This is a genomic window from Bifidobacterium sp. W8110, assembly GCF_016101375.1.
Classification (GTDB): domain Bacteria; phylum Actinomycetota; class Actinomycetes; order Actinomycetales; family Bifidobacteriaceae; genus Bombiscardovia; species Bombiscardovia asteroides.
The window spans coordinates 720304-743504 of sequence record NZ_JACFQO010000002.1 but is presented as its reverse complement, the minus strand read 5'-3'; the positions used below and the strand labels follow the sequence as shown (position 1 = coordinate 743504).

21 protein-coding genes, 1 tRNA gene and 2 pseudogenes are annotated in these 23201 nt (G+C 60.5%); 6 read left to right on the top strand and 18 right to left on the bottom strand.

Features of this window, described 5'->3' with window-relative positions; translation table 11 throughout:
- Positions 1-223, bottom strand: a pseudogene (locus H3T88_RS06020) (IS256 family transposase); the annotation flags it as partial.
- Between the two features lie 356 nt (positions 224-579).
- Here H3T88_RS06020 and H3T88_RS06015 point away from each other — a divergent pair.
- Complete coding sequence (locus tag H3T88_RS06015) at positions 580-1092, top strand: hypothetical protein (RefSeq protein ID WP_045925197.1); 513 nt, start codon at positions 580-582, stop codon at positions 1090-1092.
- Between the two features lie 22 nt (positions 1093-1114).
- A complete protein-coding gene (locus H3T88_RS06010; protein ID WP_015022033.1) occupies positions 1115-1561 on the top strand; it encodes a hypothetical protein in 447 nt (148 codons plus the stop codon).
- Positions 1562-1696: 135 nt separating this feature from the next.
- Here the strand turns inward: H3T88_RS06010 and H3T88_RS06005 are convergent, their stop codons facing one another.
- Both H3T88_RS06005 and H3T88_RS06000 read right to left on the bottom strand, forming a co-directional pair.
- Positions 1697-2257 carry a hypothetical protein gene (locus tag H3T88_RS06005; protein WP_015022034.1) on the bottom strand — a complete coding sequence of 187 codons (561 nt, stop codon included), beginning with the start codon at positions 2255-2257 and terminating at the stop codon, positions 1697-1699.
- A 699-nt stretch (positions 2258-2956) separates the two neighbouring features.
- Positions 2957-4118 (bottom strand): annotated as a pseudogene (locus H3T88_RS06000) (IS1249 family transposase).
- Between the two features lie 457 nt (positions 4119-4575).
- Between H3T88_RS06000 and H3T88_RS05995 the strand changes: the two are divergent.
- The 3 genes from H3T88_RS05995 (at position 4576) to H3T88_RS05985 (ending at position 8152) form a co-directional block, all read left to right on the top strand.
- Positions 4576-5571: an ADP-ribosylglycohydrolase family protein gene (locus H3T88_RS05995; RefSeq protein WP_198203898.1), complete on the top strand. Its 996-nt coding sequence runs from the start codon at positions 4576-4578 to the stop codon at positions 5569-5571.
- 153 nt (positions 5572-5724) lie between these two features.
- Positions 5725-7191, top strand: a complete 1467-nt coding sequence (locus H3T88_RS05990; RefSeq protein WP_198203897.1) for a purine-cytosine permease family protein — start codon at positions 5725-5727, stop codon at positions 7189-7191.
- Positions 7184-8152 carry a PfkB family carbohydrate kinase gene (locus tag H3T88_RS05985; RefSeq protein ID WP_198203896.1) on the top strand — a complete coding sequence of 323 codons (969 nt, stop codon included), beginning with the start codon at positions 7184-7186 and terminating at the stop codon, positions 8150-8152. The genes H3T88_RS05990 and H3T88_RS05985 overlap by 8 nt, the downstream gene beginning before the upstream one ends.
- 89 nt (positions 8153-8241) lie before the next feature.
- Here H3T88_RS05985 and H3T88_RS05980 read toward each other — a convergent pair whose 3' ends face one another.
- From H3T88_RS05980 to glyA, 12 genes are all read right to left on the bottom strand, one after another.
- A complete protein-coding gene (locus tag H3T88_RS05980; RefSeq protein WP_198203895.1) occupies positions 8242-9327 on the bottom strand; it encodes a glycerol dehydrogenase in 1086 nt (361 codons plus the stop codon).
- 128 nt (positions 9328-9455) lie between these two features.
- Positions 9456-10382, bottom strand: coding sequence for a hypothetical protein (locus H3T88_RS05975; protein ID WP_198203894.1), 927 nt, complete (start codon positions 10380-10382; stop codon positions 9456-9458).
- Positions 10383-10476: 94 nt separating this feature from the next.
- Entirely contained in the window at positions 10477-11217 is a 741-nt protein-coding gene (locus H3T88_RS05970; protein ID WP_198203893.1) for a histidine phosphatase family protein, read from the bottom strand.
- Positions 11210-11686: a ribosome silencing factor gene (gene rsfS, locus H3T88_RS05965; protein ID WP_110417073.1), complete on the bottom strand. Its 477-nt coding sequence runs from the start codon at positions 11684-11686 to the stop codon at positions 11210-11212. Before rsfS ends, H3T88_RS05970 begins: the two co-directional genes overlap by 8 nt.
- A 41-nt stretch (positions 11687-11727) precedes the next feature.
- A complete protein-coding gene (gene glmU, locus H3T88_RS05960; protein ID WP_198203943.1) occupies positions 11728-13113 on the bottom strand; it encodes a bifunctional UDP-N-acetylglucosamine diphosphorylase/glucosamine-1-phosphate N-acetyltransferase GlmU in 1386 nt (461 codons plus the stop codon).
- A 5-nt stretch (positions 13114-13118) separates the two neighbouring features.
- Positions 13119-13916 (bottom strand): HAD-IIA family hydrolase, encoded by a 798-nt coding sequence (locus H3T88_RS05955; RefSeq protein WP_015021717.1) that lies wholly within the window; start codon positions 13914-13916, stop codon positions 13119-13121.
- Positions 13917-13983: 67 nt separating this feature from the next.
- Positions 13984-14054 (bottom strand) — tRNA-Gln (locus H3T88_RS05950).
- Positions 14055-14135: 81 nt separating this feature from the next.
- Entirely contained in the window at positions 14136-15152 is a 1017-nt protein-coding gene (locus H3T88_RS05945; protein ID WP_029676331.1) for a ribose-phosphate diphosphokinase, read from the bottom strand.
- A 103-nt stretch (positions 15153-15255) separates the two neighbouring features.
- Positions 15256-15936 carry a nicotinate-nucleotide adenylyltransferase gene (nadD, locus tag H3T88_RS05940; RefSeq protein WP_015021715.1) on the bottom strand — a complete coding sequence of 227 codons (681 nt, stop codon included), beginning with the start codon at positions 15934-15936 and terminating at the stop codon, positions 15256-15258.
- Positions 15937-15941: 5 nt separating this feature from the next.
- Positions 15942-16499 (bottom strand): phosphoribosylglycinamide synthetase, encoded by a 558-nt coding sequence (locus tag H3T88_RS05935; protein ID WP_198203892.1) that lies wholly within the window; start codon positions 16497-16499, stop codon positions 15942-15944.
- A complete protein-coding gene (locus H3T88_RS05930; RefSeq protein ID WP_415873729.1) occupies positions 16496-17809 on the bottom strand; it encodes a glutamate-5-semialdehyde dehydrogenase in 1314 nt (437 codons plus the stop codon). Before H3T88_RS05930 ends, H3T88_RS05935 begins: the two co-directional genes overlap by 4 nt.
- A gap of 119 nt (positions 17810-17928) precedes the next feature.
- Positions 17929-19236, bottom strand: a complete 1308-nt coding sequence (glyA, locus tag H3T88_RS05925) for a serine hydroxymethyltransferase (RefSeq protein WP_232347156.1) — start codon at positions 19234-19236, stop codon at positions 17929-17931.
- A gap of 202 nt (positions 19237-19438) precedes the next feature.
- Between glyA and thrC the strand changes: the two genes are divergently transcribed.
- Positions 19439-20920: a threonine synthase gene (gene thrC / locus H3T88_RS05920; protein ID WP_198203941.1), complete on the top strand. Its 1482-nt coding sequence runs from the start codon at positions 19439-19441 to the stop codon at positions 20918-20920.
- Positions 20921-20937: 17 nt separating this feature from the next.
- On the opposite strand, the gene H3T88_RS05915 is transcribed toward thrC, so the two are convergent.
- Genes H3T88_RS05915 through H3T88_RS05905 form a run of 3 tightly spaced genes read right to left on the bottom strand, consistent with a single transcriptional unit; the run spans position 20938 to position 23037 of the window.
- Positions 20938-21654 (bottom strand): ABC-2 transporter permease, encoded by a 717-nt coding sequence (locus H3T88_RS05915; protein ID WP_198203890.1) that lies wholly within the window; start codon positions 21652-21654, stop codon positions 20938-20940.
- Positions 21651-22607: an ABC transporter ATP-binding protein gene (locus H3T88_RS05910; RefSeq protein WP_232347211.1), complete on the bottom strand. Its 957-nt coding sequence runs from the start codon at positions 22605-22607 to the stop codon at positions 21651-21653. The genes H3T88_RS05915 and H3T88_RS05910 overlap by 4 nt, the downstream gene beginning before the upstream one ends.
- 22 nt (positions 22608-22629) lie before the next feature.
- Complete coding sequence (locus H3T88_RS05905; protein WP_198203888.1) at positions 22630-23037, bottom strand: GntR family transcriptional regulator; 408 nt, start codon at positions 23035-23037, stop codon at positions 22630-22632.
- Positions 23038-23201: the final 164 nt, after the last annotated feature.

Genomic DNA, 23201 nt, shown 5'->3' with positions numbered 1-23201 from the left:
GGGAGGACAGGGCCGTGCAGGCCGCCGTGTTCTCCTGATGGCACCACTGCCGGTCGATGACCTGGCCCGTCTGCCCGTCGATCGCCATCAGGAGGCACCAGCCGTGTGCCATATACGTGCCGTCGGCCATGAGCGTGTGATGGACCACCCCGTCCGGTGTGATTGCCGGCTTGATGTTCCAGCACCAGCCGACCCGTTTACGCCAGGCCCTGGCGCCCATGGCATATGGGGCAATGCCTGGCCCTCTTCGATCTGGTTCTCATTCCCCAATCGAACAGGAACGGGCACCCCTGCAAGACCCCTATTAACAACCCGACCTATTAACAACCACCCAACACGCTTACAGCCACAAGGCCAAACCCCCAACATAAACAACGCGTTTAGTTCCTATAGCCCTATGATGGTGTAACGGTGGTGTTACTGTCACCGTTGATGTAATAACTCAAGAATGATAGTTAGGCCTATCTATCAGTGCAGTATTCCAGTTTTAGCTGGGTTGTCAGAGGTGCCATGGCTGACACCGCTGACTTCGTTATTGGTTATCAAGGATGAATTGACTCAACAAACGGAAAGGGGCTTATGATGAAAGCTCTGAACACTATCAAAAGTAGGTTGCTCGCCAGCGTTGCTGTTCCACTTGCGCTGTCTATGGGAGTCGCCATGGTTCCCAGTCAGGCGATGGCTGCAGAGCCTGTGGATACCGCTTCGACATCTATCGTGAGTCAAGTCACCGATTCGCTGACTCCGAGGGATGTGCTGGAGATAGCGGATACCGCATGGGAAAACGGTGATTATGAAGGTGCTGGCATCCTGACCGAGTATGCATTCTCGATGCATGATGGCACTGCCGGTAATGGCTTCCAATCGAGGAATTGGGCTACGACGATCGCCAAGAAAGCTGTCATTAAGCTTCTGCGCTGGGGAGGTTCCAAGCTTCCTGCCAAGATTGCTCCGTGGGCCGGTCGGATTGCAGACTTCCTGGAAGCCACCGGCGTCTGGACTCATGCCGCTATCGTCTCAGGTTTGATGCAGCTGGGCATCCCTTACGATATTGCTGAATACACGGCGACATGGGTTGATTTGTTCCTCTGATTCATGGAGAGAGGGGTGAGCGATGAGTGACCGTGGACGATCAGACCATGTAACGGTTTCGGATGCGATTACCGGTGTTGGTTTTTTCGGAACTGTGTTGTTGGGTTTTGTCTTTCCTTTTGCGGTCGGCATTGGTGTCACTTATCGCTTGCTCCCTTTCGGTGGCGTTCGTTCCTGGGTGCATGGGTGGCGTGGGGTTTTGGGTACCATCGTTATCTTTCTGTTGTGGTTCTTTGGTACCTACATAACTGATGCGTTGGTGGATGTGTTGTTTAGCATGAGCAGTCACAAGGTCTTGAAGAAGCTTGTTAGCGAAGTTGTGAGTTTTGTGTTTCTCATGGGGTTGATGGCCTTGGCCTTCAGCAGGTGGGAAGCCATGGCGCTCTCATCTTTGATAACTGAGGTTCTCACCATTCTCATCTCCCTACTCGTCATTCATGCCGTTGATGCTGCAGACAAGCATGATTAATCTAAACAACGATCATTCCTAGGGAATGAAGCGGATTCGAGTGCCCCTTTTATGGGGCGGGAGAAACGCATCGGACGCGGAGAGGTCTCCTCCTTGGTTTGGGAGGAGACCTCTTCGGTTTGGTTGTGTGTGGTGTTAGTCGTCGGTGGGGTTGATGTTCTTACTGAGGGCCAGGGCGATGAGCGCTGCGAGGTTGTTGGTTCGGTCGAGGGTGAGGGCTTGGACCATGTATGAGCTGGCTTGGTCGGGGTCGCGGGCGGCCCAGGCCAGGTAGGCTCTGGAGGCGCTGAGGTGTGGGGTGGGGCCGACGGCGGCGGTGAGCTGGTCGAAGAGGTTGTAGGCTCTGTCGGCGCGTTCCTGGTTGACGGGGGTCCGGCCTTCGAAGCAGGTGGTGAGGCTGGTGAAGATGAGTTTGACGGCGGCGGGGTCGTGGGGTTGTTCGGTGATGGTGGTCAGGTCGTCTCGGGTGGTGTCGGGGTTGATGGCGGCGACCAGGAGCGCGTCGCGGTGCGGCAGTGAGGTTTCTATCAGCGCGGCCATGCGGGTGAGCCGGTCGTGTCCTATGGCTTCGGGCTGGTGGGTGCCGTCGAGTATGCGCATGATGCTGTCGAGGGCCTGTCGGCCTGCGGTGAGCATGAGTTGGGGGTCCTGGCTCAGTTGCTTGACGTCGTCCTGGAGGCTGGTTGTGGTGTTCATGGGTGTTCCTTTCCTTGGTGCCGGGACTGTTTGTGCCGACGCCTGGAATGGCGGCCCGGGTATAGCGGAGAGTCAAGCCCCCGCGTGGATCCGAACACTCCCCCGGAGGCCGAGGGGGCATGCTGTTCGGCCCCCTCGGCCGGAGCGGGGTGTGGGCGGAGACGCTCGGGGCTTGAGTCGCAGCGGCCCGGGCCAGAATGGAAGGGGGCGGCACAAACACCACATTCCCAACCCCTTCAGCAGCACGCCGCAGGCGTGCGACAGCGGCGGCCAGACATCAAGGCGCAGCCGCCGATGACCACAACCCCGGCCGAGCCGACCAGTTTTATGTTTGCCGATTGAAGGGTGATCTGCAGTAGCTCATGATAGAAGAAAGACCATCCGATAAGAAATGTGTTTATATTGTGAAGCTTTATCTTGATGAAGCTTTCTAACTGATATCCCGAGTATATTAAAGCTTGTTAGAAGCCGCCACTGCCTCTATCATATTTATATGATATGCACACTAGGGCGGCACTTTTTTATCTAAAGGGGTGTAACTGAGATGGACACCGCTCGTATTCCTTACCCTTCGCATCCTTATCAGAGCTCAGCCAATCTAGCCTCTATGCTGATACAGAACGGTCTCTCCGGCATCAGGGGCTATAGGAACTAAACGCGTTGTTTTAGGTTCTGTGTGTGGGTTTGGTTGTGTGTTGGTCAGAGTGTGGTGTTGGGGTATCTGAATGGTGTGTGGAACTCGTTCCAGTTGATGGCGGTGCCGTAGTGTTCGGGCTCGTCCTGTTCCTGTCTGGTTTCCCGTTTGGGTGCTGGTTGTGGCTGGTGGTGTTCGTCCCTGATCAGGCTGGCGGGGTCGGGGTTGTCGGTTTTCATGTAGCAGTGCCATTCGCAGGCGCGTCTCATGTGGCTCTCGGGTAGGCCGTGGTGTTGCAGGAGGGTGCGTTTGATGGGTGGGTTGACTCCTCCTTCCAGCCGGTTGGTGGTGCGTTCCACTGGCCCGCCGGCGGTGAGTTCGGGTTCCAGGAAGGCGAAGAGCTGCCTGTCTTGGAAGAGGTGTTCGGGCCTGCGGTAGCAGCGGCGGGGTTCCTGGTGGGTCCACCACCAGGATTGGTGGCTGGCTTTGGGGTTGGCTGGGTCGTCCTTGGCCATGGTGCGTTCGTCGATGAGGGTTTTCCATCTTTCGTGCCAGGCGTTCAAGGCCTCACCCCAACGCACCGCTTCCTCGATGGTATGGACCCGGGTGAGCTGGTCGGAGGGTCGCTTGGGTTCCTTGCCGGCCTGAAGTCGTGGTTTGAGTGTCAGGTCGGTTTTGGTGTTGCGTTGCACGTGCACCAGGCCGTTGGATGCGCGTGCCCGGCCAGCAGGCATGGCAGGCTTTCTGCACGCCGCGAAGGCCGTCGGTGATGAGCACGTCGGGCCCGGGGATGCGGGAGGACAGGGCCGTGCAGGCCGCCGTGTTCTCCTGATGGCACCACTGCCGGTCGATGACCTGGCCCGTCTGCCCGTCGATCGCTATCAGGAGGCACCAGCCGTGTGCCATATACGTGCCGTCGGCCATGAGCGTGTGATGGACCACCCCGTCCGGTGTGATTGCCGGCTTGATGTTCCAGCACCAGCCGACCCGTTTACGCCAGGCCCTGGCGCCCATGGCCCCCATCTGCTCCCGGGTCCTGCCCGTCAGCGGCCAGTCCGGGAACTCCCTCAACTGCGCGGCGCGGGCCCGGTCCTGCCTGCGCGCGGTGGACGCGATCGAGCAGGACGGACACATCCGGCGCTGCGTGCCTGATCTGTTGCGCCCATGCTTGCGCATCCGCCCATGGCATATGGGGCAATGCCTGGCCCTCTTCGATCTGGTTCTCATTCCCCAATCGAACAGGAACGGGCACCCCTGCAAGACCCCTATTAACAACCCGACCTATTAACAACCACCCAACACGCTTACAGCCACAAGGCCAAACCCCCAACATAAACAACGCGTTTAGTTCCTATAGCCCACCCATGCCGAAGCCAAGATTAGGACACCCCGACAAACTCCGTTACGGCATCAAGGGATAATCTTCGCCAATCACTGTCGGCAATCTATAGAACCCACACCTCGATCAAATCTTTAACCTCGACTAACCAGCATTGTTTTTATCTCCCACCTAACAGGATAGAGCTCGCTCAGACTCCCATTCTTCATTGTGAATCATGCTTGCCACAACCTTTGTGCCGACAAACCTCCAAGGGCCTTACAATTATTCTGATTAAAAATGTCGCAGTCTATCTGCAAACAGATTCATGGGCTCATCGCAACGACTCTGGAGGCATGCACAACAATGACCAGAACTGAAAAGGGCGCACTGGGCGCACTTACTGGGCTGTCCTTGGGAGATGCGCTGGGCATGCCCACGCAGAGCATGAGTCCAGCAGCCATCCATGAGGCCTACGGCAGGGTTGACACCCTTCGTGATGCTATTGCGGATCAGCCGATCGCTCCAGGTATGCCTGCGGGATCTGTGACCGATGACACCGAGCAGGCACTGATTGTCGCAGAGCTGATCATCGAGGGCAGAGGACACATCGATCCCAAAGAGTTCGCTAAGCGCCTTCTGGCCTGGGAGGACGGCATGAAGTCACGCGGATCACTGGACCTGCTCGGGCCATCCACCAAGCTGGCCCTGGAACAGGTTCGCCATGGCGCGGACATCATGGCAACAGGAAGGACCGGCACCACCAATGGGGCGGCCATGCGAGTCGCCCCGGTAGGGATAGCCAACAGGCCCGAAGACACCAGACGGCTGGCCAATCGCATCTACGAGTCCTGCCAGGTCACCCACGACACGGTCGCAGGCTTTCAAAGCGCAGCGCTGATCGCTACGACAGTCAGTCTGGGACTTGAAGGAATGACCGTTCGCCAGGCACTGAATGAGTCCTTGCGCCTGGTACCCGCCATGGAAACCGCCGGAGCCTGGACACCCAAGGCATCGGTTCCCGCTCGGGCCCGCCAGGCAATACAAGTGTCCGAAGAATTCAGCGATGAGGACGACTTCGAACGCCACCTCATCGAAGACTGCGGCACTTCGGTGGAGGCCAATGAGTCTGTGGCAGCCGCTTTTGCCCTGGCCTGGAGATTCGCCGACGATCCCCAATCGGCTCTATTCGTCGCGGTCAACCTGGGCGGCGATACGGACACCATCGCTGCCATGACTGGCGCAATGACCGGCGCATGCACCGGCCCCGAGGTGTTCGACCCTGCACTCTGCTCCCAGGTGGCTTCGGTATCTCACCTTGACCTGCAGAAAACTGCCCGTGGCCTGATTACCCTAAGGTAAAGCGCAAAACGGATACGACAGAATCCTTCAGGAATACAAGAATGCAAAATCCAGTCAACCCTGAGATCATGGGGTCCACCCAGACCACACCACAGGCCTGACCAGACAATCCATCGCTGCATCCAGTACATCGTGAGTCAAAGGAGACAATCCATGTCAACTGCACCAAAAGAGGGCACCATCCTCTCCAGAGTTGAGCAAAGGGGCATCGAACCCGTGCCCGAGGATCAGAGGAACGGGTCGCCCGGTCAGCTCTTCTGGGTCTGGTTCGCCGCCAACATCTCGATCCTGGGAATCCCTCTGGGAGCTACCCTGATTGCCCAGGGCCTCAACCTCTGGCAGGCCGTGCTCGCCACGAGCATCGGAGCCTTCGGATCCTTTGCACTTGTCGGGATAATCTCCATAGCAGGCAGAAGAGGAGGGGCCCCAACGCTGACCCTGTCCCGGGCCATTTTCGGAGTCAGAGGCAATGCAGGTCCCACACTGGTGGCTCTGTTGTCCAGACTGGGCTGGGAGACGGTGAACACGATGACCGGCGCTTTTGCGTTGCTCTCCCTGATCGCCATCATCTTCGGTACTTCAGCCGATGCCAAGCGCTCCCCCTTCCTGATCTTTGTCTGCATTGCCGTCTTCGTAGCCTTGACAGTGGTGGTCTCGGCCGCCGGTCACGCCTTCATTCTGACTGTGCAGAAGTGGGCCACCTGGATATTCGGAGCCCTTACCCTGCTGGTGGCCATCTATCTGGCCACGACCGTAGATTGGTCCTCCTTCATCGGCAATGCTCCTGGATCGGCCAGCGCCTTCCTTATCGGTGTCGGCACCATAGCCGCAGGGACGGGCATCGGCTGGGTCAACTCCGGTGCAGACATGGCCCGTTACCAGAAGACCTCGGTAAAATCAGGCCCTCTGATCCTGACCGCGGCGGCAGGCGCCGGCATCCCCCTGGTCGTGGTCATCGGCCTGGGATCGGTCCTGACAGCAGGCAACTCCACCATTGCCTCCGCCGCCGATCCTGTCGCCGCGGTTCGAAGCGCTCTGCCTGCATGGGTTTCAATCCCCTATCTGATTGCCGCATTTGCAGGCCTGCTTATGTCAAACAACCTCTCCGTATATTCGGCCGGTCTGACCACCATCACCCTGGGGATCAGAATTCCCCGCGTCTATGCTGTCGTGGTCGATGTGGTGGTGACAACCTGCGGAGCCTTGTACTTCACGCTGGGCTCCGACGGGTTCTACGGCCCCTTCGTCACCTTCATCTCCCTGCTGGCAGTGCCGCTAAGCACCTGGACAGGCATCTTCCTGTCGGATATGATCTCCCGCAAGCGCTACGATTCGGACGGCCTTCTGAACCTTCAAGCCGATTCCCCCTACTGGTACTGGCACGGAGTCAACCTCCCCGCCATCATCAGCTGGCTGGTGGGGATGGTCGTCGGCTTCCTGTTCGTGACGGCCCAGGTCTCCAAGAACGAGGTCTGGTTCTCAGGACCGCTGGCTGGCAGCTTCCTGGGCCGGAACGGCCTGGCCTGGCTGGTATCCCTCCTCCTGGGAGGAATCCTCTACGCCATTTTGCACCTCCTCTCCAAGGATTCCACAGCGGTGGGGGGTAGCGGCAATGACTGAGCCAAGGATCCTCCATCTGGGTCAGGTGGTGGTTGACCTGACTATGGACATCGACCACCTCCCGGAGCGCGGAGGGGACATTTTCGCCAGGCGAAGCGCCATAAAAGTCGGCGGCGGATACAACGTGATCCACGCAGCCAGGCAGATGGGAGCACCGATAGCCTATATGGGGGCGATTGGCACAGGTCCGATGGCGGACATGGCCCGTAGAGCCCTTGCCGCCCTGCAGGTTCCCGCCCAAGGGCCTATGCTGGATGACTGTGACACCGGCTATTCAGTGGCCATGATCGAACCATCGGGCGAACGCACCTTCGTATCGGCAAGGGGCGCAGAGACCCGTGTACCGGAGGGCACATACGAAAGCATGCACCTGGTTTCCGGTGACGTCATCTACCTGAGCGGATATTCCTTCTGCCACAGGTACAACACCAGAAGCCTGGTCGGATTCGCTCACAGACACCAGGGCGAAGGGTTCCCTGTGCTCTTCGATGTCGGACCCATGGTGGCCGATATTGCACTGGATGTGCTTGGCACGGTCAACGGATTGCATCCGATCTGGTCGCTCAATGCACGCGAAGGACCAATCCTGGCGGAACGTCTGGGCTGCCGACTCGAGACCGGCGATGCAACCGAGCTGGAATCCCTCTGCCGCTCGCTCTCACTGAGATTAGATAGCCCCGTGGTTCTTAGGGCCGGCGCCCGTGGTGCCTGGTACTGCCAACCCACGGATGCTGGGCTGGGCAAGTATATTCCCACCCCACAGGTTCATGCCATAGACACCAACGGTGCAGGCGATGCCCATTCGGGTGTCCTCTGTGCCGGCATCCTCCAAGGCCTGCCCATCGAGGAGGCGCTGACACTGGCCAACTGCGCAGGGGCCCTTTCCACTACACAGCCCGGTCCAGCCACCTGCCCGGATCAGGAAACCATACGAAAGGCTGCCGCCTCCCTGCAAGGGTGATCAGCGCAAAACCGGTCAAAGTACAGGCTGTCGTCGACTTCATGCCGGCGGCCGCCTGTACTTGTAAAGAGGGATCAGAGAAAGAGAACTCAGAGCTGCTTACCCAGCTGATCAGCTGCGCGCAGGGCGTGAGCCACATCGGTGGGGGTCACCTCGAAGGGCATGTTGCCCATGGTCTCGTCAGGACCGCAGGCATGTTCGCCGACCTTGAGCAGATCCTCATCGCTGGCCTGCCCAATACCGATCTGCTCCAGGGAGGTGGGCAGACCCACGCTACGGAAGAAGCCGTAGACCCTGCGGGTCTCCTCCAGGGGGTGATCCTCAAGGACCAGCTGTGCCAGGGTGCCGAAGGCCACCTTTTCTCCGTGCAGCATGGAGTGGGTGCCCTCCAGGGCGGTCATCCCGTCATGAATGGCGTGGGCGGCAGCCAGACCGGAGCTCTCGAAGCCCAGACCGCTCAGCAGGGTGTTGGCCTCGATGATCTTCTCAAGAGCGGCTGTGCGCACACCGGCCTTGGCAGCGGCCACGGCCTTGACCCCATCCTCCAGCAGGGTGTCGCGGCAGAGACGGGCCAGGGCGAAGGCGGCCATGGTGGCGTGCCCCCCGGTCATGGTCACCGCGTTCGACTGCACGCAGGCAGCCGCCTCATAGTAGGTAGCGAAGGCATCGCCCAGCCCTGATACCAGGAAGCGTACCGGGGCCCTGGCGATCACGTCGGTATCCATCAGGACCACGTTCGGGTTGGCAGGCAGGGGCAGATAACGGTCGAAAACACCCTCAGGCGTGTAGAGCACAGAGAGCCTTGAGCAGGGCGCATCCGATGAAGCCGCCGTGGGCACAATCATGACCGGCAGGTGGGCGAAGTGGGCCACGGCCTTGGCGGTATCCAAGGTCTTGCCGCCACCTATGCCGATCACTGCGTCGCTGTCGCCCAAATGGGCACGATGGCGGTCGACCTCCTCCATGGAGCACTCGCCGCCGAATTTCATCAGTTCGTAGGGGATCCCATCGTGCTCAAAGGAGGCGACAATGTCGTCGTGGTAGAGCCCGTCGATGACCGGATCGACGATCAGATGGGCGCCCCTGGTGCCCAGAGCCGCGTATTCCCCGGCCAGCTTTCCCATGGCGCCCTCCTGCTGAACATAGGAGCCCGGAGAGCACAGAACCTTGCGCATATACACACCTTTCTCATTGCTGGTCCCGCCTTCGGGACCAGATCCTTGGGGACGGACCTTATGGACCGGCCGAAAGTGACCCTAGTCACATTACATGGTGGGATGCGTGTGCCGCGCCGAACGGCAGGTCAGTTAAGAGGCGAGGAATTTGTCGTGCTCGTCGGTGACGACTGCGGCGTAGAAGCCGTGTTTGAGGGACTGGGCGTGGAGCCGGTCGCATCAGCAGACGGCGAAGGTGAGCTCGTGGGTTTCCCTCCCTGCTGCTGCACCTGTCCTGACCCTTGTTCGGTGCCTTGGTTCTGTTTTGTTCCGGACGGCTGGCTCTGAGGGGCACCCGGGGTCGGCTGGTTCTCAGGCTCCTCTGTGCGCTGCGCGGGCTTTGAGGGAGTCTCCTCCTGGCTGGGGGTTACCACCTGGCTGGCCGGTGGGCTGACGACGTTGCGAACCACCTTGTCGGTGCCTTCGCCTTTGGTCAGGGCATTGATGGCCAAGGCGGAAAGCAGTACGGCCACCAGGGCGCTCACCACGGAGACGATGATGACGTTGCGGTGGCGCTGATCCAGCTTTTTCCTGCTGGTTGCCGTAATGGAGGCCGCATGGGTTCTTGGACCATTGCTGGATGAAATGGTCCTACCGGTCGTGGCTGTCGACTTTTCGTCACCGACAGGAGGCATGACTTGGGTGGAACCATCTACAGGGGCCATGACCTGGGTTGATCCGTCGGCAGCATCGCTGTAATCGTCAGAACGACCCTTGCCCTGGGCCGGCAACATGGTGGTCTGTCCATCGGCATCCGAATCGTCATTCGATCCTGTTTTGGAGTCATCATCATCCTGGTCAGCACTGCCGACCACGGACTCCTGCAGCTTCTGGCCGGAGGCTTCCAGAACATTCTTGTAGATCTGCGAGGCCACGGCGGAGACGATCGAACCGATGGCTACGCCGATGATGGATCCTGCCACGCCGATCTTGGCGGCCAGCCAGAAGGAGGTCATGGCTGCAAGAGCGCCGGCGATGATTTGCGCCCAGGAAATGTCATGAAAGAACTGCTTCACTCCGACCCCTTTTGATCCAACGGCTGGTGGCTGCGCTCTTATGGTAGCTGGTGGTCATGGCGATAGTGTGATGGTCGGCCGACCGCCTAGGACCTCAGTCGGTCTGGACCAGCCCTCGGGGATTGTCCCAATCCCCCCGCATGGCGATGGCCGGACCACGATTGTAGTCGATCATGGACCAGCGCAGACCACCGCCTGGCAGGTCTCGTGGCATCAATCGGGCCCAATGGGCGTTCCGCATGGTGACCAGACCCAGGTATTCGGGGTACGTACTGGCCATGCCCAGCAGAGCCTGAAGGGCCTCGGCAATGAAAGACCCATGTGAGAAGACCATGAGATCCGTGTCCGGACCAGCCCGGTGGATCCATCGGTTCAGGGTTTCCAGGCCTCGTTTGCCGACTTGAGCCTTGGTCTCGGCACCGTGGAGCAGCTCTCCCCCGGCACCCCGGGACCAGGATTCGTAATCCTCGGGCCAGCGTTGACGAACCTCATCGGCGCTGGCTCCCTCCCACTCGCCGAAGCCGCGTTCGCGCAGCCCAGGATCGAGATGGACCGTCTGGCCCAAGGGGTCGGCGAAGGCGTGGGCGGTGGCGGCAGCACGGCCCAGGTCAGAGGAGATCACCAGCAGATGACGGTCTTGGGGGACGCCATCCACATACTCGGCCCGCAGCTCCTCGGCGGTCCTCTCCACCTGCCAACGGCCTACGCTGTTGAGGGGAATGTCGATCTGGCCCTGCATCCTGTGCCCTGCATTGTATGCGGTCTGCCCATGACGGACCACGGTCAAGGAGCGCACATGCCGTCCATTTTCAGCGGCGGTATCCGAATCAGTCATGGTTGTCCTGAGGGTCAGCGAAACGGCTGCGCAGATCATCCCCATTCAGATCATCCGCCTTGGAGGCCACCTGGTCATCCGGGTCGTCATCGGCAAGGGTGAAGGGGTGCTCCAACTGCACATCCACCTGGGGGCAGTCCTTCCAGAGCCGTTCCAGGTCGTAGTAGGCCCGGGCCTGCTTGTGCATGATGTGGATGACGAAGTCACCGTAGTCCAGCAGAACCCACTGAGCCTCCTGGATGCCCTCCCGCGATCGTGGATCCAGATTCTTTTGCAGATGCAGCTGCTTCTCCACCTCCTCGGCGATGGCCAGGACCTGTCGTTCGTTGCTGCCGGTGGCCACCATGAAGATGTCGGTGATGGCGATGGGCTGGGAGACATCGAAGGCCACGATGTCCATGGCTTTGACATCGTTGGCTGCCCGAGCGGCCACCCGGACCGCGTCGATGGATTCCTGCAATGCTGGCACTTGTCACGCCTTTCCTTGTTGCGAAGAAGATGTTGTCATGGTTACCGCTCCCAGGCGGGCTTCCAGTCCGGAACCTGATGCTGGTCATTGGTGGAATAGACCATGGCTCCGTCCTCGACCGGATGGCGGATGACCGATCCGGCCCCGGTCGTGACCCCGTCGCCCACCTGGACGGGAGCTACGAAGAGGTTCCCTGCGCCCACGTGCACTTCCGACCCGATCTCGGTGCGGTTCTTGTGCACACCGTCGTAGTTGGCCGTGATGGATCCGCCTCCCACGTTGCTGTCGTGGCCTATATGAGCATCCCCCACATAGGACAGGTGGGGAACCTTGGTCCCGTGGTCGATGGTGGCCTTCTTCATCTCCACGAAGGCCCCGGCCTTGGTGTCCTCGGCAAGGACGTTGCCAGCCCGCAGATAGGTCCAGGGACCGATGTTGGCCCGGGCTCCGATCCGGGTCTCCTGCACATGGGAACGCTCCACCTTGGCCTGCGGCTCGACGATGGCGTCGATCAGGGTGGTATAGGGACCGACGACCGCGTCCGAGGCAATCTCGGTATGACCCTGCAGGAAGCAACCGGGCAGAATGACGGCATCCTGCTGGATGACCACGTCGTCCTCGATCCAGGTGGTGGACGGATCCAGAATGGTGACCCCTTGGCGCATGAACTCTCGGCAGACCTGCAGGTTATGGGCCTTGGCCAGATCAGCCAGCTGAATCCGATCGTTGACGCCTTCGACTTTGAGCGGATCAGGAGCGGCGAAGGCCCCGACCCGACCCAGGCGGCGGGCCGTCTCCAAGGCATCGGTCAGATAGAACTCACCCTGGGCATTGCTGTCGTCCAGGCCGCGGACCGCCTGTCGCAGCAGGTCAGCCTCAAACACGTAAACGGAGGTGTTGACCTCCTTGACGGCCAGCTCGGTGCCGGTGGCATCCCGCTGTTCGACGATGCGCAGGACCCGTCCATCCTGGTCGCGAATGATGCGGCCGTATCCGGTGGGATCATCCAAATTGACCGTCAGTACCGTGGCTCCATCACCGGAGCTGACATGATAGTCGAGCAGGCTATGCAGCGTGTCCGCGTCCAGCAGGGGCATGTCCGAGGCGACGATCAGCACCTGGCCGTCGTGCTGGAGCTCGCCATCCAGCTGGTCCACGGCGCACTGGACCGCACGCCCCGTGCCCGGTCGGCTGTCCTGGCGCACGATGCGCACCTGGGGATCGTAGGACCGTGCAGCCTGCGCCACCAGGTCGGCCTGATGATGAACCACCACCGCCGTCAGCTCGGGATTGAGGGCGGTCACCGAGGTCATGACCCTCTGCAGAAAGGTCTTGCCGGCCAGGGTGTGCAGAACCTTGGGATGGGCCGAGCGCATGCGGGTACCCTCGCCTGCGGCCAGGATGATGCCAGCGGTCAGCGTCTGCACCCCACTCAAAACTCCACCACCCCGCTCTCGGCGATGTCGATCAGATCCTGAATGGAGTCCACCACCTGGTCAGGGCGGTAGGGGAAGGTCTCCACCTCGGATCGTGTGGTGATGCCGGTCAGCACCAGGAAGGTATTCAGACCAGCCTCGACTCCAGCCACCACATCGGTATCCATCCGGTCGCCAATCATGGCTGTGGTCTCGGAGTGGCCACCCACCCTGTTCAGGGCCGTGCGGAACATGATCGGGTTGGGCTTGCCCACAAAGTAGGGCTCACGGTTGGTTGCCTTGGTCACCAGGGCCGCCACTGCGCCAGCCGCCGGCAGGACGCCGTTCTCGCTGGGACCGGTGGCGTCAGGATTGGTGCAGATGAAGCGGGCCCCACCAAGAATCAGGCGAATGGCTGTAGTGATGGACTCAAAAGAGTACGTCCGGGTCTCGCCCAGGATCACATAGTCCGGGTTGATGTCGGAAAGGATGAACCCGGCCTCGTGCAGGGCCGTGGTCAGCCCGGCCTCGCCGATCACATAGGCAGATCCCCGCGGCATGGTCCGGGATACGAAGTCGGCGGTGGCCAGGGCCGAGGTCCAGATCCTATCCTCGGGCACGTCGATGCCCGAACGCCCAAGGCGGGCCGAAAGGTCACGAGGGGTGTAGATGGGATTGTTGGTCAGCACCAGATACTGGCGGTTGTTGCGCTTGAGGGTGTCGATGAATTCGGCAGCGCCGGGCAGGGCCGTGTTCTCGTGCACCAGCACGCCGTCCATGTCGGTGAGCCAGGTTTCGATCTTCTTGACTGCCAAGACAGTTCCTTTCGGTTGGTCACCGACCCCAAGGAGGCCGTCTCCGACCGGAATCGGCGAGCGTAAGCTCCCCCACCTGGATTCGAACCAAGACTAAGGGTTCCAAAGACCCGTGTGCTGCCTTTACACCATGGGGGAAAGGCGGAACCCTAGGGCCCCGCCAGGTTCATTATGCCACAGCCGGACGATTACGCCACGCCATGCCAGATAGGCAAGGCTTTAAGCGAAGAGGAAGCCCTGGCCGTGATGGGCTGGATAAGTGTCGAAGAGGCGGGCCACCGAGCCGTCCTCGAAGACCGCCTTGATGGCCGAGGCCAGCAGGGGCGCGATGGACAGGACGGTCAGCCCGTCCCAGCGCTTCTCCTGGGGAATGGGGACCGTGTCGGTCAGAATGACCTCCTTGGCCTGGCAGGACTTGAGCCGTTCCACGGCAGGTCCGGACATGACGCCATGGGTGGCCACGATGGTGATGGAGTTGGCGCCAGCCTCATCCAGCACGTTGCAGGCCTCGGCAATGGTGCCACCAGTGTCGATCAAGTCGTCCACCAGCACGCAGTCCAGGCCGCGCACGTCGCCCACCACCCGGTGGGCCACAGCCTTGTTGGGCTGGGTGATATCACGGGTCTTGTGGATGAAGGCCAGGGGCACGCCTCCCAGGCGCTGGGCCCACTGCTCGGCCACCCGGATGCGGCCTGCATCAGGAGAGACCACGGCCACCTTGGACAGGTCCATCCGGTCGCGCACATAGTCCACCAGCACGGGCATGGCGATCAGGTGGTCCACGGGCCCGTCGAAGAAGCCCTGGGACTGGGCGGCGTGCAGGTCCACCGACATGATTCGATCCGCGCCGGCTGCCTTGAGCAGGTCGAACATGAGCCGGCAGGAGATGGGCTCACGGCCCAGATGCTTCTTGTCCTGACGGGAGTAGCCCAGGAGTGGGCAGACAGCGGTGATGGACCGCGCCGATGCCCTCTTGAGGGCATCGATCATGATCAGCTGCTCCATGATGGACTTGTTGACCGGGTCGGAGTGGGTCTGCAAAACGAAGACATCGGCTCCACGCACCGACTCCGTATAACGCACATACATCTCACCGTTGGCAAAGTCGTATGCTGTCGTCTCCAGGACGTCAATGCCGAGTTGATCGGCCACGTCCGCCGCGAGTCTGGGATGGGTCCGGCCTGTGACAAGTATGAGATTTTTTCCTGGTCTGCCTTTGAGTATCGCGCTCACCATATCTCCAAACGTTGTTTTCGCTGAAGCGGACAGCCTCCATGATAATGGCGCGCGCTGACACAGCAGGGCAGTTCGTGTTGGCGAGTCCGACGGTATACGAAGCTCAGGAAGCCGAACGGTAGAGCCCGTGCTTGTTGATATACTGCACCACCCCATCCGGGACCAGGTACCAGACCGGCATACCCCGGGCCGAGCGACGGCGCACGTCCGTGGACGAGATGGACAGGGCCGGGATCTCCAAGGTATCCACCCGCTGAGCAGGCACCTGAAGGTTGTCCAGGCTGGAGGAGTAGCCGGGTCGGGAGACGGCCACGAACTTGGCCAGATCCCACATCCGGTTGGCATCCTTCCAACGCATGATCTCGGCCACGGCGTCCGCCCCGGTGATGAAGAAAAGGTCACTGTCGGGACGCATCCGCTTGATGTCGCGCAGGGTATCCACGGTATAGGTGATGCCGGGGCGCTCAATGTCCACCCGGGAGACCGTGAACTTGGGGTTGGAGGCCGTGGCGATCACGGTCATCAGATAACGGTCCTCAGCATTGGTCACAGTCTTGTTCAGCTTGAACGCCGGGCGGCCGGTGGGCACAAAGATGACCTCATCCAGGTCGTAGACCCAGGCCACCTCCGAGGCAGCCACTAAGTGGCCATTATGGATGGGGTCGAAGGTACCGCCCATGATTCCAACCCGGGGACGACGGTTAGGGTGGACCGACCTACAGGCCCCGTCAATATCTGATGGCTCCTGTCCAGATTCCCCCTCCTTGGACAGCTCGGACATCATCCGGTTCACGCCTGCTCGCCCTCCCGTCTGGCTTCCGAGGCGTTCTCCGCATTCTCAGACTCGGCCTCCTGGCGCATCTGCTCGGCGCTGGGGTTGACACGGTCGGGATCAATTCGTTCCATGTCGGCATTCCACTCCTCCTGGACCACACGGCGGATCTCAGAGTAGGTGGGCAGGGGAAAGCCTGGCTGGTAGGCCTGACGAACCTGGGCCACACATCCGGTGATGGCTATCAATGAGTCGGACATGTCGGCAATGCGCCCCTCCTGCTCCTGTTTGCGGAAGACAGGCACCCGTTCCTCCATGACGGTGATGTCATGCCTGACCTGGTTGAGCTGGTCCTGGTCCAGGTCGTACACATCATCGGCATGCTCGTCCGGCCATCCAATCAGGACTGCATCGGCATACTCCAGGCAGGAGCGCTGGTCTGCATCAGGGATGCCGTCCTCGATTTGGACCAGAAAGACGTACCGAAGCAGGCTCAGCCGCTCTGAAGCCACTCTCAGCCAGATACGCGGATTATCGTGCTCGCGTTGGAAGAGCTCTTCGATCTTCTCGTTCACGACCGCACCTGCCCCCTGCCGTAGCCGATCCATTTGGTGGTGGTCAGTTCCTGCAGACCCATGGGTCCTCGGGCATGCAGCTTCTGGGTGGAGATGCCCAGCTCGGCACCCATGCCGAACATGCCTCCATCGGTGAATCGCGTTGAGGCGTTGACCATGATCACGGCTGAATCCACCCGGCGGGAGAACTCTTCGACAGCCTCATAGTCCCGGGCCAGGATGGCCTCGGTATGGCCGGTGGAGTGACGGTTGATGTGCTCGATGGCCTGGTCAAGGGAGTCCACCACGCGCACCCCCATTTTCAAATCCAGATACTCACGGTCCCAGTCGGCTTCCTCAGCGCGGACCAGCAGTTCTTCAGGAAGACCATGCCCGGCCAGGATGTCCATGGAGACAGCGTCCAGGTGCAGCTCGACCTGGGCCCGGGTCAGCGCCTGGGCCACACGTGGCAGGAACTCAGCGGCCACATCCCGGTGGACAATCAGCTTTTCAGCGGCGTTGCAGACACCCACCCGCTGGGTCTTGGCGTTGACGATGACGGGAATGGCCTGATCCATATCCACCGAACGGTCCACGTAAATATGGACATTGCCAGCCCCGGTCTCGATGGTGGGCACGGTGGCCTGCTCGATTACGCTGCGAATCAGCCCTCGGCCACCCCTGGGCACCAGCAGGTCGATATGACCCCGTGCCTTCATCAGAGCCTGGGCCCCTTCGCGACCGTATCGGTCCACGGAGGCCACCAGAGCCGGATTCAACCCCTGCTCACGAAGCACCCCGCCTATCAGCTCCACCAGGGCGCGATTGGTGCGTTCGGCCGCGTGACCCCCTCGCAGGAGGGCCGCATTGCCGGACTTGAGGCAGAGGGCCACCACATCGATGGTGACATTGGGTCGGGCCTCATAGATCATGGCCACCACCCCCAGGGGAACCCGCACCTGATTGAGCCGCATGCCGTTTGGCATGTCATGGCCACGAACCACCTCGCCCAGTGGATCGGTCAGCCCAGCCACCATGCGCACGCCCCGGGCGGCGTCCGCGATACGAACCTTGTCCAAACGCAGACGGTCGATCAGACCGGCGCTCATTCCTTCTTCAAAAGCCTGGGTGCAGTCCTGCTCATTGACTGCGGCAATCTGTTCGGCCTGGTCGATCAGTGTATCGGACAGGGCCAGCAAGAGAGCGTTCCTGGCCTGACCGGTCATGCCCGCCAGACCTGCCTGTGCAGCAGCCGCTGCATCGGCCATGGCACAGACCCGATCGAACACATCCTGGCGACCGGAGTTCTCGCTTTCACTCATGTTCGTCAGATCCTTTCGCCCTCAAGGGTCCGCCAGACCCATATTCTGTACCGATTGTAACCCACAGCGAGGGCAATAATAACAAGAGGAGGGAGGGCATTGCTGCACCTCCCTCCTCCAAGGGCCAATCAGTGGGTCTGATCCAGCTCAGGATAGAGCGGGAAGGCCTCAACCAGCCGGTCCACCCGGGCCTTGAGGGCATCCAGATCCGCCTGGGGGCCCTGGGCCAGCGCAGTGCCAATCACATCGGCCACCTCCTCGTACTGGGCCGGGCCGAACCCGCGAGTAGCCAGGGCGGAGGTCCCGATGCGCAGACCGGAGGCCACAGAGGCCGGGCGCGGATCGAAGGGCACCGTATTGCGGTTGACGGTGATGCCGATCTTGGCCAGCAGGTCCTCCCCTTGACGGCCGTCCATCTCGCTGTTGCGCAGATCCACCATGACCAGGTGAACGTCCGTCCCCCCTGTGAGCACGGTGATGCCGTTGTCGGCCACATCCTTGGCCATCAGGCGTTCGGCCAGAATCTTTGCGCCCTCCAGGGTGCGTTCCATGCGTTCCTTGAATTCAGGCGTGCCGGCCAGCTTGAAGGCCACGGCCTTGGCCGCGATCACATGCATGAGAGGGCCGCCCTGGTTGCCGGGGAAGACCGAGGAGTTGAGCTTCTTGGCATACTCCTGACGGGCCAGGATGAACCCGGAGCGGGGTCCGCCCAGGGTCTTGTGGGCCGTGGAGGAGACCACATCGGCATAGGGCACCGGGCTGGGATGCAGGCCGGCTGCCACCATACCCGCGAAGTGGGCCATATCCACCCAGAACTTGGCACCCACCTCGTCGGCGATCTCCTTCATGGCTGCGAAGTCCTCAATACGCGGATAAGCGCTCCATCCGCCGATGATCAGGGCTGGATGGGTTTTCAGGGCCCGCTGGCGGATGATCTCGGGCTCGATGCGGAAGGTCTTCGGATCGACCCCGTAGGATTCGGCATGGTAAAAACGTCCGGAAAAGTTGATCTTCATACCGTGGGTCAGATGGCCGCCATGATCCAGGGCCAGGCCCAACACGGTGTCGCCGGGCTTGATCAGGGCCTGATAGACGGCGGCGTTGGCCTGCGCGCCCGAATGAGGCTGGACATTGGCGTACTCGGCGCCGAACAGGGCCTTGGCGCGGTCCCGGGCCAGGTTCTCGACCTGGTCCACCCACTCGCATCCGCCGTAGTAGCGTCTGCCGGGATAGCCCTCGGCGTACTTGTTGGTCAGCACGGATCCCTGGGCCTGCAGGACGGCCTTGGGCACGAAGTTCTCAGAGGCGATCATCTCCAGGCCGCCGCGCTGACGCTCCAACTCCCCATCCAGCAGTGCGGCGATCTCCGGATCCACCTGCGAGATCGAAGAGTTCAGGACATCGTAGGATTGCTGTACCGGGTTCTCTTCGACCATGGGTCGCTCCTTTGTCTTTGACATACAGCCTCGGATACAGGGCTGGTGGGCAATACTGTACGCCATGCCGGCCCCTGGCAGGCCCTGACGTCCACAGACAGTTTCCTCCGCGAGCCGAGCAGTGCAATGGTTCGGACCCCTGCACGGGGTAGAATGCCCTGGTAATGATGAGTTCGGCGACATGGCGGAGGGGCAGGCAACCATGAGCACATACCACAGCACCCGAGGCGACAGGGAGCAGCTGCAGTCCAAGCAGGCCATCAGACGGGGCCTGGCCCCTGACGGCGGACTCTACGTCAGCGATGGACTGGACGCACTGACCATCGACCCTGCCACGGTTGCCGGCCTGGACTACAGGGGCACGGCCAAACTGGTCCTTTCGGGACTGCTGAGCGATTACTCTTCCGCTCAGCTGGACTCCTGCCTGGACGCAGCCTACGGAGAACAGTGGTCCGATCCGGCAATAACCCCTCTGGTGGACCTGGGCGGCAACGACTTCGTACTGGAGCTCTTCCGCGGGCCCACCTCGGCCTTCAAGGATGTGGCCTTGCAGCTTCTGCCGAGACTGATGGCCCTGGCCGGGGAGGATGGCGAACGGATCATGGTGCTCACCGCCACCTCCGGAGACACGGGCAAGGCGGCGCTGGCCGGATTCGCAGACGCGCCGGGCACGGGCATCACTGTTTTCTATCCTCAGGGCAAGGTCAGTCAGATTCAGCGCCTGCAGATGGTCACCCAGCAGGGCGGCAACCTGCAGGTCTGTGCGGTTCGGGGCAATTTCGACGATGCCCAGTCCGCAGTCAAGTCCATCTTCGCCGACACCGATCTGGCTCGTGAACTGGAGGAGAAGGCCTCGACCGTCCTCTCCTCGGCCAACTCCATCAACGTGGGCCGCCTGGCTCCGCAGGTCGTCTACTACTTCCGGGCCTATGGCTCCCTGATGGAACGGGGAGTGATCAGACCTGGGGATCCTGTCGAGTTCTGCGTGCCCACCGGCAACTTCGGCGATGTGCTGGCCGGATACTACGCCAAGATGATGGGCCTTCCGGTGGCCCGGCTGACCGTGGCCTCGGACCGCAACCGGGTCCTCAACGACTTCCTGACCACAGGCATCTATGACCGCAACCGCCCCTTCTACACCACTACCTCCCCCAGTATGGACATCCTGATCTCCTCCAACCTGGAACGGATGCTCTACTACATGGCCGACGGCGACACCGAGTTGATTGCCTCGCTTATGGCCGACTTGGAGTCCACGGGACGCTACCAGGTGCCCGAAACCGTTATGACCAGAATCCGCAGGCTCTTCTCCTGCGGTTGGGCCGACGAGAACCAGGTGGCGTCGGCCATCAGCAACTGCTGGGAGGACCGGGGATACCTGATCGATCCGCACACGGCCTGCGGATACCAGGTCATGACCGGGCAGACCGACAGGGATCCTGCAGTGCCCCGGGTGCTGCTGTCTACAGCCAGCCCCTACAAGTTCCCCCGGGTGGTCTGCCAATCCCTGGGCCTGGAGACCCCGGACAGTGATTTCGACTGCATGGACATCCTGGCCGAGGCCACCGACACCAGGCCCCCCAAGGCTCTGCGCGCCCTGGAAAACGCACCTGTGCGCTTCCAGGACTGCATCGATCCAGGGGACATGTCCGACTACGTCCGCCACACGGTCATGCAGTCCTGAAGCCTGAGCGAATTGGCTCAGATCTCCTTCCTGGCATAGACCTTGCGAGATAAGACTATCGAAACCGTATCAACCGCCAGAATCAAGGCCAGCCCGAGGAGCACTGGCTGCCACAGGCCGGATGTCAAAAATCGCATGATTGAATCCCAGAGGGTCCCCCAGTCCAAGGGCAGCAAACTGCCGATAAGGGCCATGATTGGTACCAAACCAAGAAGCGCCAGGAAGGCTATCATTGCCTTAACTGGTTCCAGCCAATAAAACAAGGGCGTAGCTACTGCAAAGAGCAAAGATTCCAACAGGAACAACCCCAGAGCAAACAAGACAGTATCGCGCCAATGGTCCCGACCATGCAAAAATGAATCAGTAGCGTAGAAGAAGAATACTGCATAGCCGCAAGACTGAACCAGAACCAGCAGAATTACAGCAGCATAGCGTCCGAATACCTGGTGATCACGTGTTATGGGCAGCAGACCGTTCAACCGAATTGCCGTATTGTTGAAATCGGCGAACAAACCAAATAATTGGCCTACAATCAGTCCGATTCCCATGCAGGCCACTGCTCCCGTCAAGGCAGTCCTTGCATCTTCCCCATCATTGCCTGTCAGGGTCATGACTAGGTTCTGCAGGATTCCGATGAGCGGCGCGGACATGAAAATCAGCACACCAACCCAAGTTCTCCCTGCTCCTGAGAAACGTTGCATGTCCAACCTGATCTGCTTGGCTATCGCCTTCATGACTCCACCTCCTTATTCTTGTCGGCCGCAGCAGGTGAGCCCGCGGTCAGTCTGATGATGTTGTCAAAGTCGGCCCGCTCCACCAGGTAGCGGTCCCCTGAAGGCTCCACGGCGGCAGGAGAAGCAGATGCCAGAAAATCCTTCAAGTGTTCAGTAGGGACCAAAGCCTCGAAACCGGTGGCGGAACGCTGCAAGCCCATTAGATGCGGCATTTGCGCTCTAGCCAGATCGTCCGGCCCTCCTCTCACAACCTGGAAAGCCTCCATCAATTCGTCCTTGGGGCCGGTGTAGAAGACAGACCCCCGGTTGATATAGGTAACGAAGTCAGCCACCCGTTCGAGATCTTCGGTGATGTGCGTGGAGAAAAGCACCGAGTGACGACCGTCGCCGATGTAGTCCAGCAGAATATCCATGAGCTCGTCCCTGGCCAGGACATCCAGACCACTTGTGGGCTCATCCAGAATCAAGAGCCTTGCATCGTGGCTGAGGGCAACAGCCAGCATCAGTTTCATCTGCATTCCACGGGAGAGCTTGCCGATTCTGCGGTTTTCCTGCAGACCGAACCGATGCAGATAATCCTGATAACGATCACTGTTCCAAGAGGGATACATGGGTGCCATCACTGGCTCGACAGCCTTGACTTTCCATGCCTCAAGGAAATAAATGGAATCGAAGACCACACCCAGATCTGCTTTGACCTCCTCCTCCTGACTCAAGGGATCACGGCCCAGAATACTGATTTCTCCGCTGTCTCGGCGAGTCATATTCAGCAAGAGCCGGATCAGGGTGGATTTACCTGCACCGTTGGGGCCTATCAATCCCATGATGTAGCCCATGGGCAGATCCATGGTGACCTGGTGCAGGCGGAAACCCGTGCCGTCAGCCTTGACGTAGTTTTTTCCCAAGTCACTGACGCGCAGGGCATAGTCGACCTCTTCACCGGAAGTTGTCATCGGCGGTGATGCACGCATACTGCTATTCCTTCCCTTCTTCGGACGCGGATGCAGAACCCCTGTTGCCAAGCAGGCCGTCAAGCAGGCCGCGAATCCGGTCCGGCTCCATGCCGGCCCGACGAGCCGTATCGACCGCCTCCCCCAGCAGGGACTGCACGCGGTCCTCCAGATGCTGCCGCATGACCTGGTCGCCACTGTCGGCCACGAAGGTCCCCTTGCCTTGGATGTTCTCCACCAAACCCTCTTGAGCGAGTTCGGTATAAGCGCGGGTCACGGTCAGCACGGACACCCTGAGCTCCTGCGAGAGATGTCGCAGGGAAGGCAGCCCCTCCCCAGCTTTCAGGTCTCCAGTCAGGATGGCCGAACGTATCTGGTCCTCGATCTGCCGATAAATCGGCTGTCCGGACAGGGATGAGATGATCAGCTTCATCCAAGCCCCTTTCATTGATTGTCGGCACAACCCTGGCTGAGCTGTTCCGGTGTTCATGTATACACTATAACAGTTTGACCGTGAAGACAACTCACCATTGATCTTCTGTTACTTGGTTCAAGATTCGATCAAAACGGCTCTGCAATGCGGGAGTTCTGAACGAT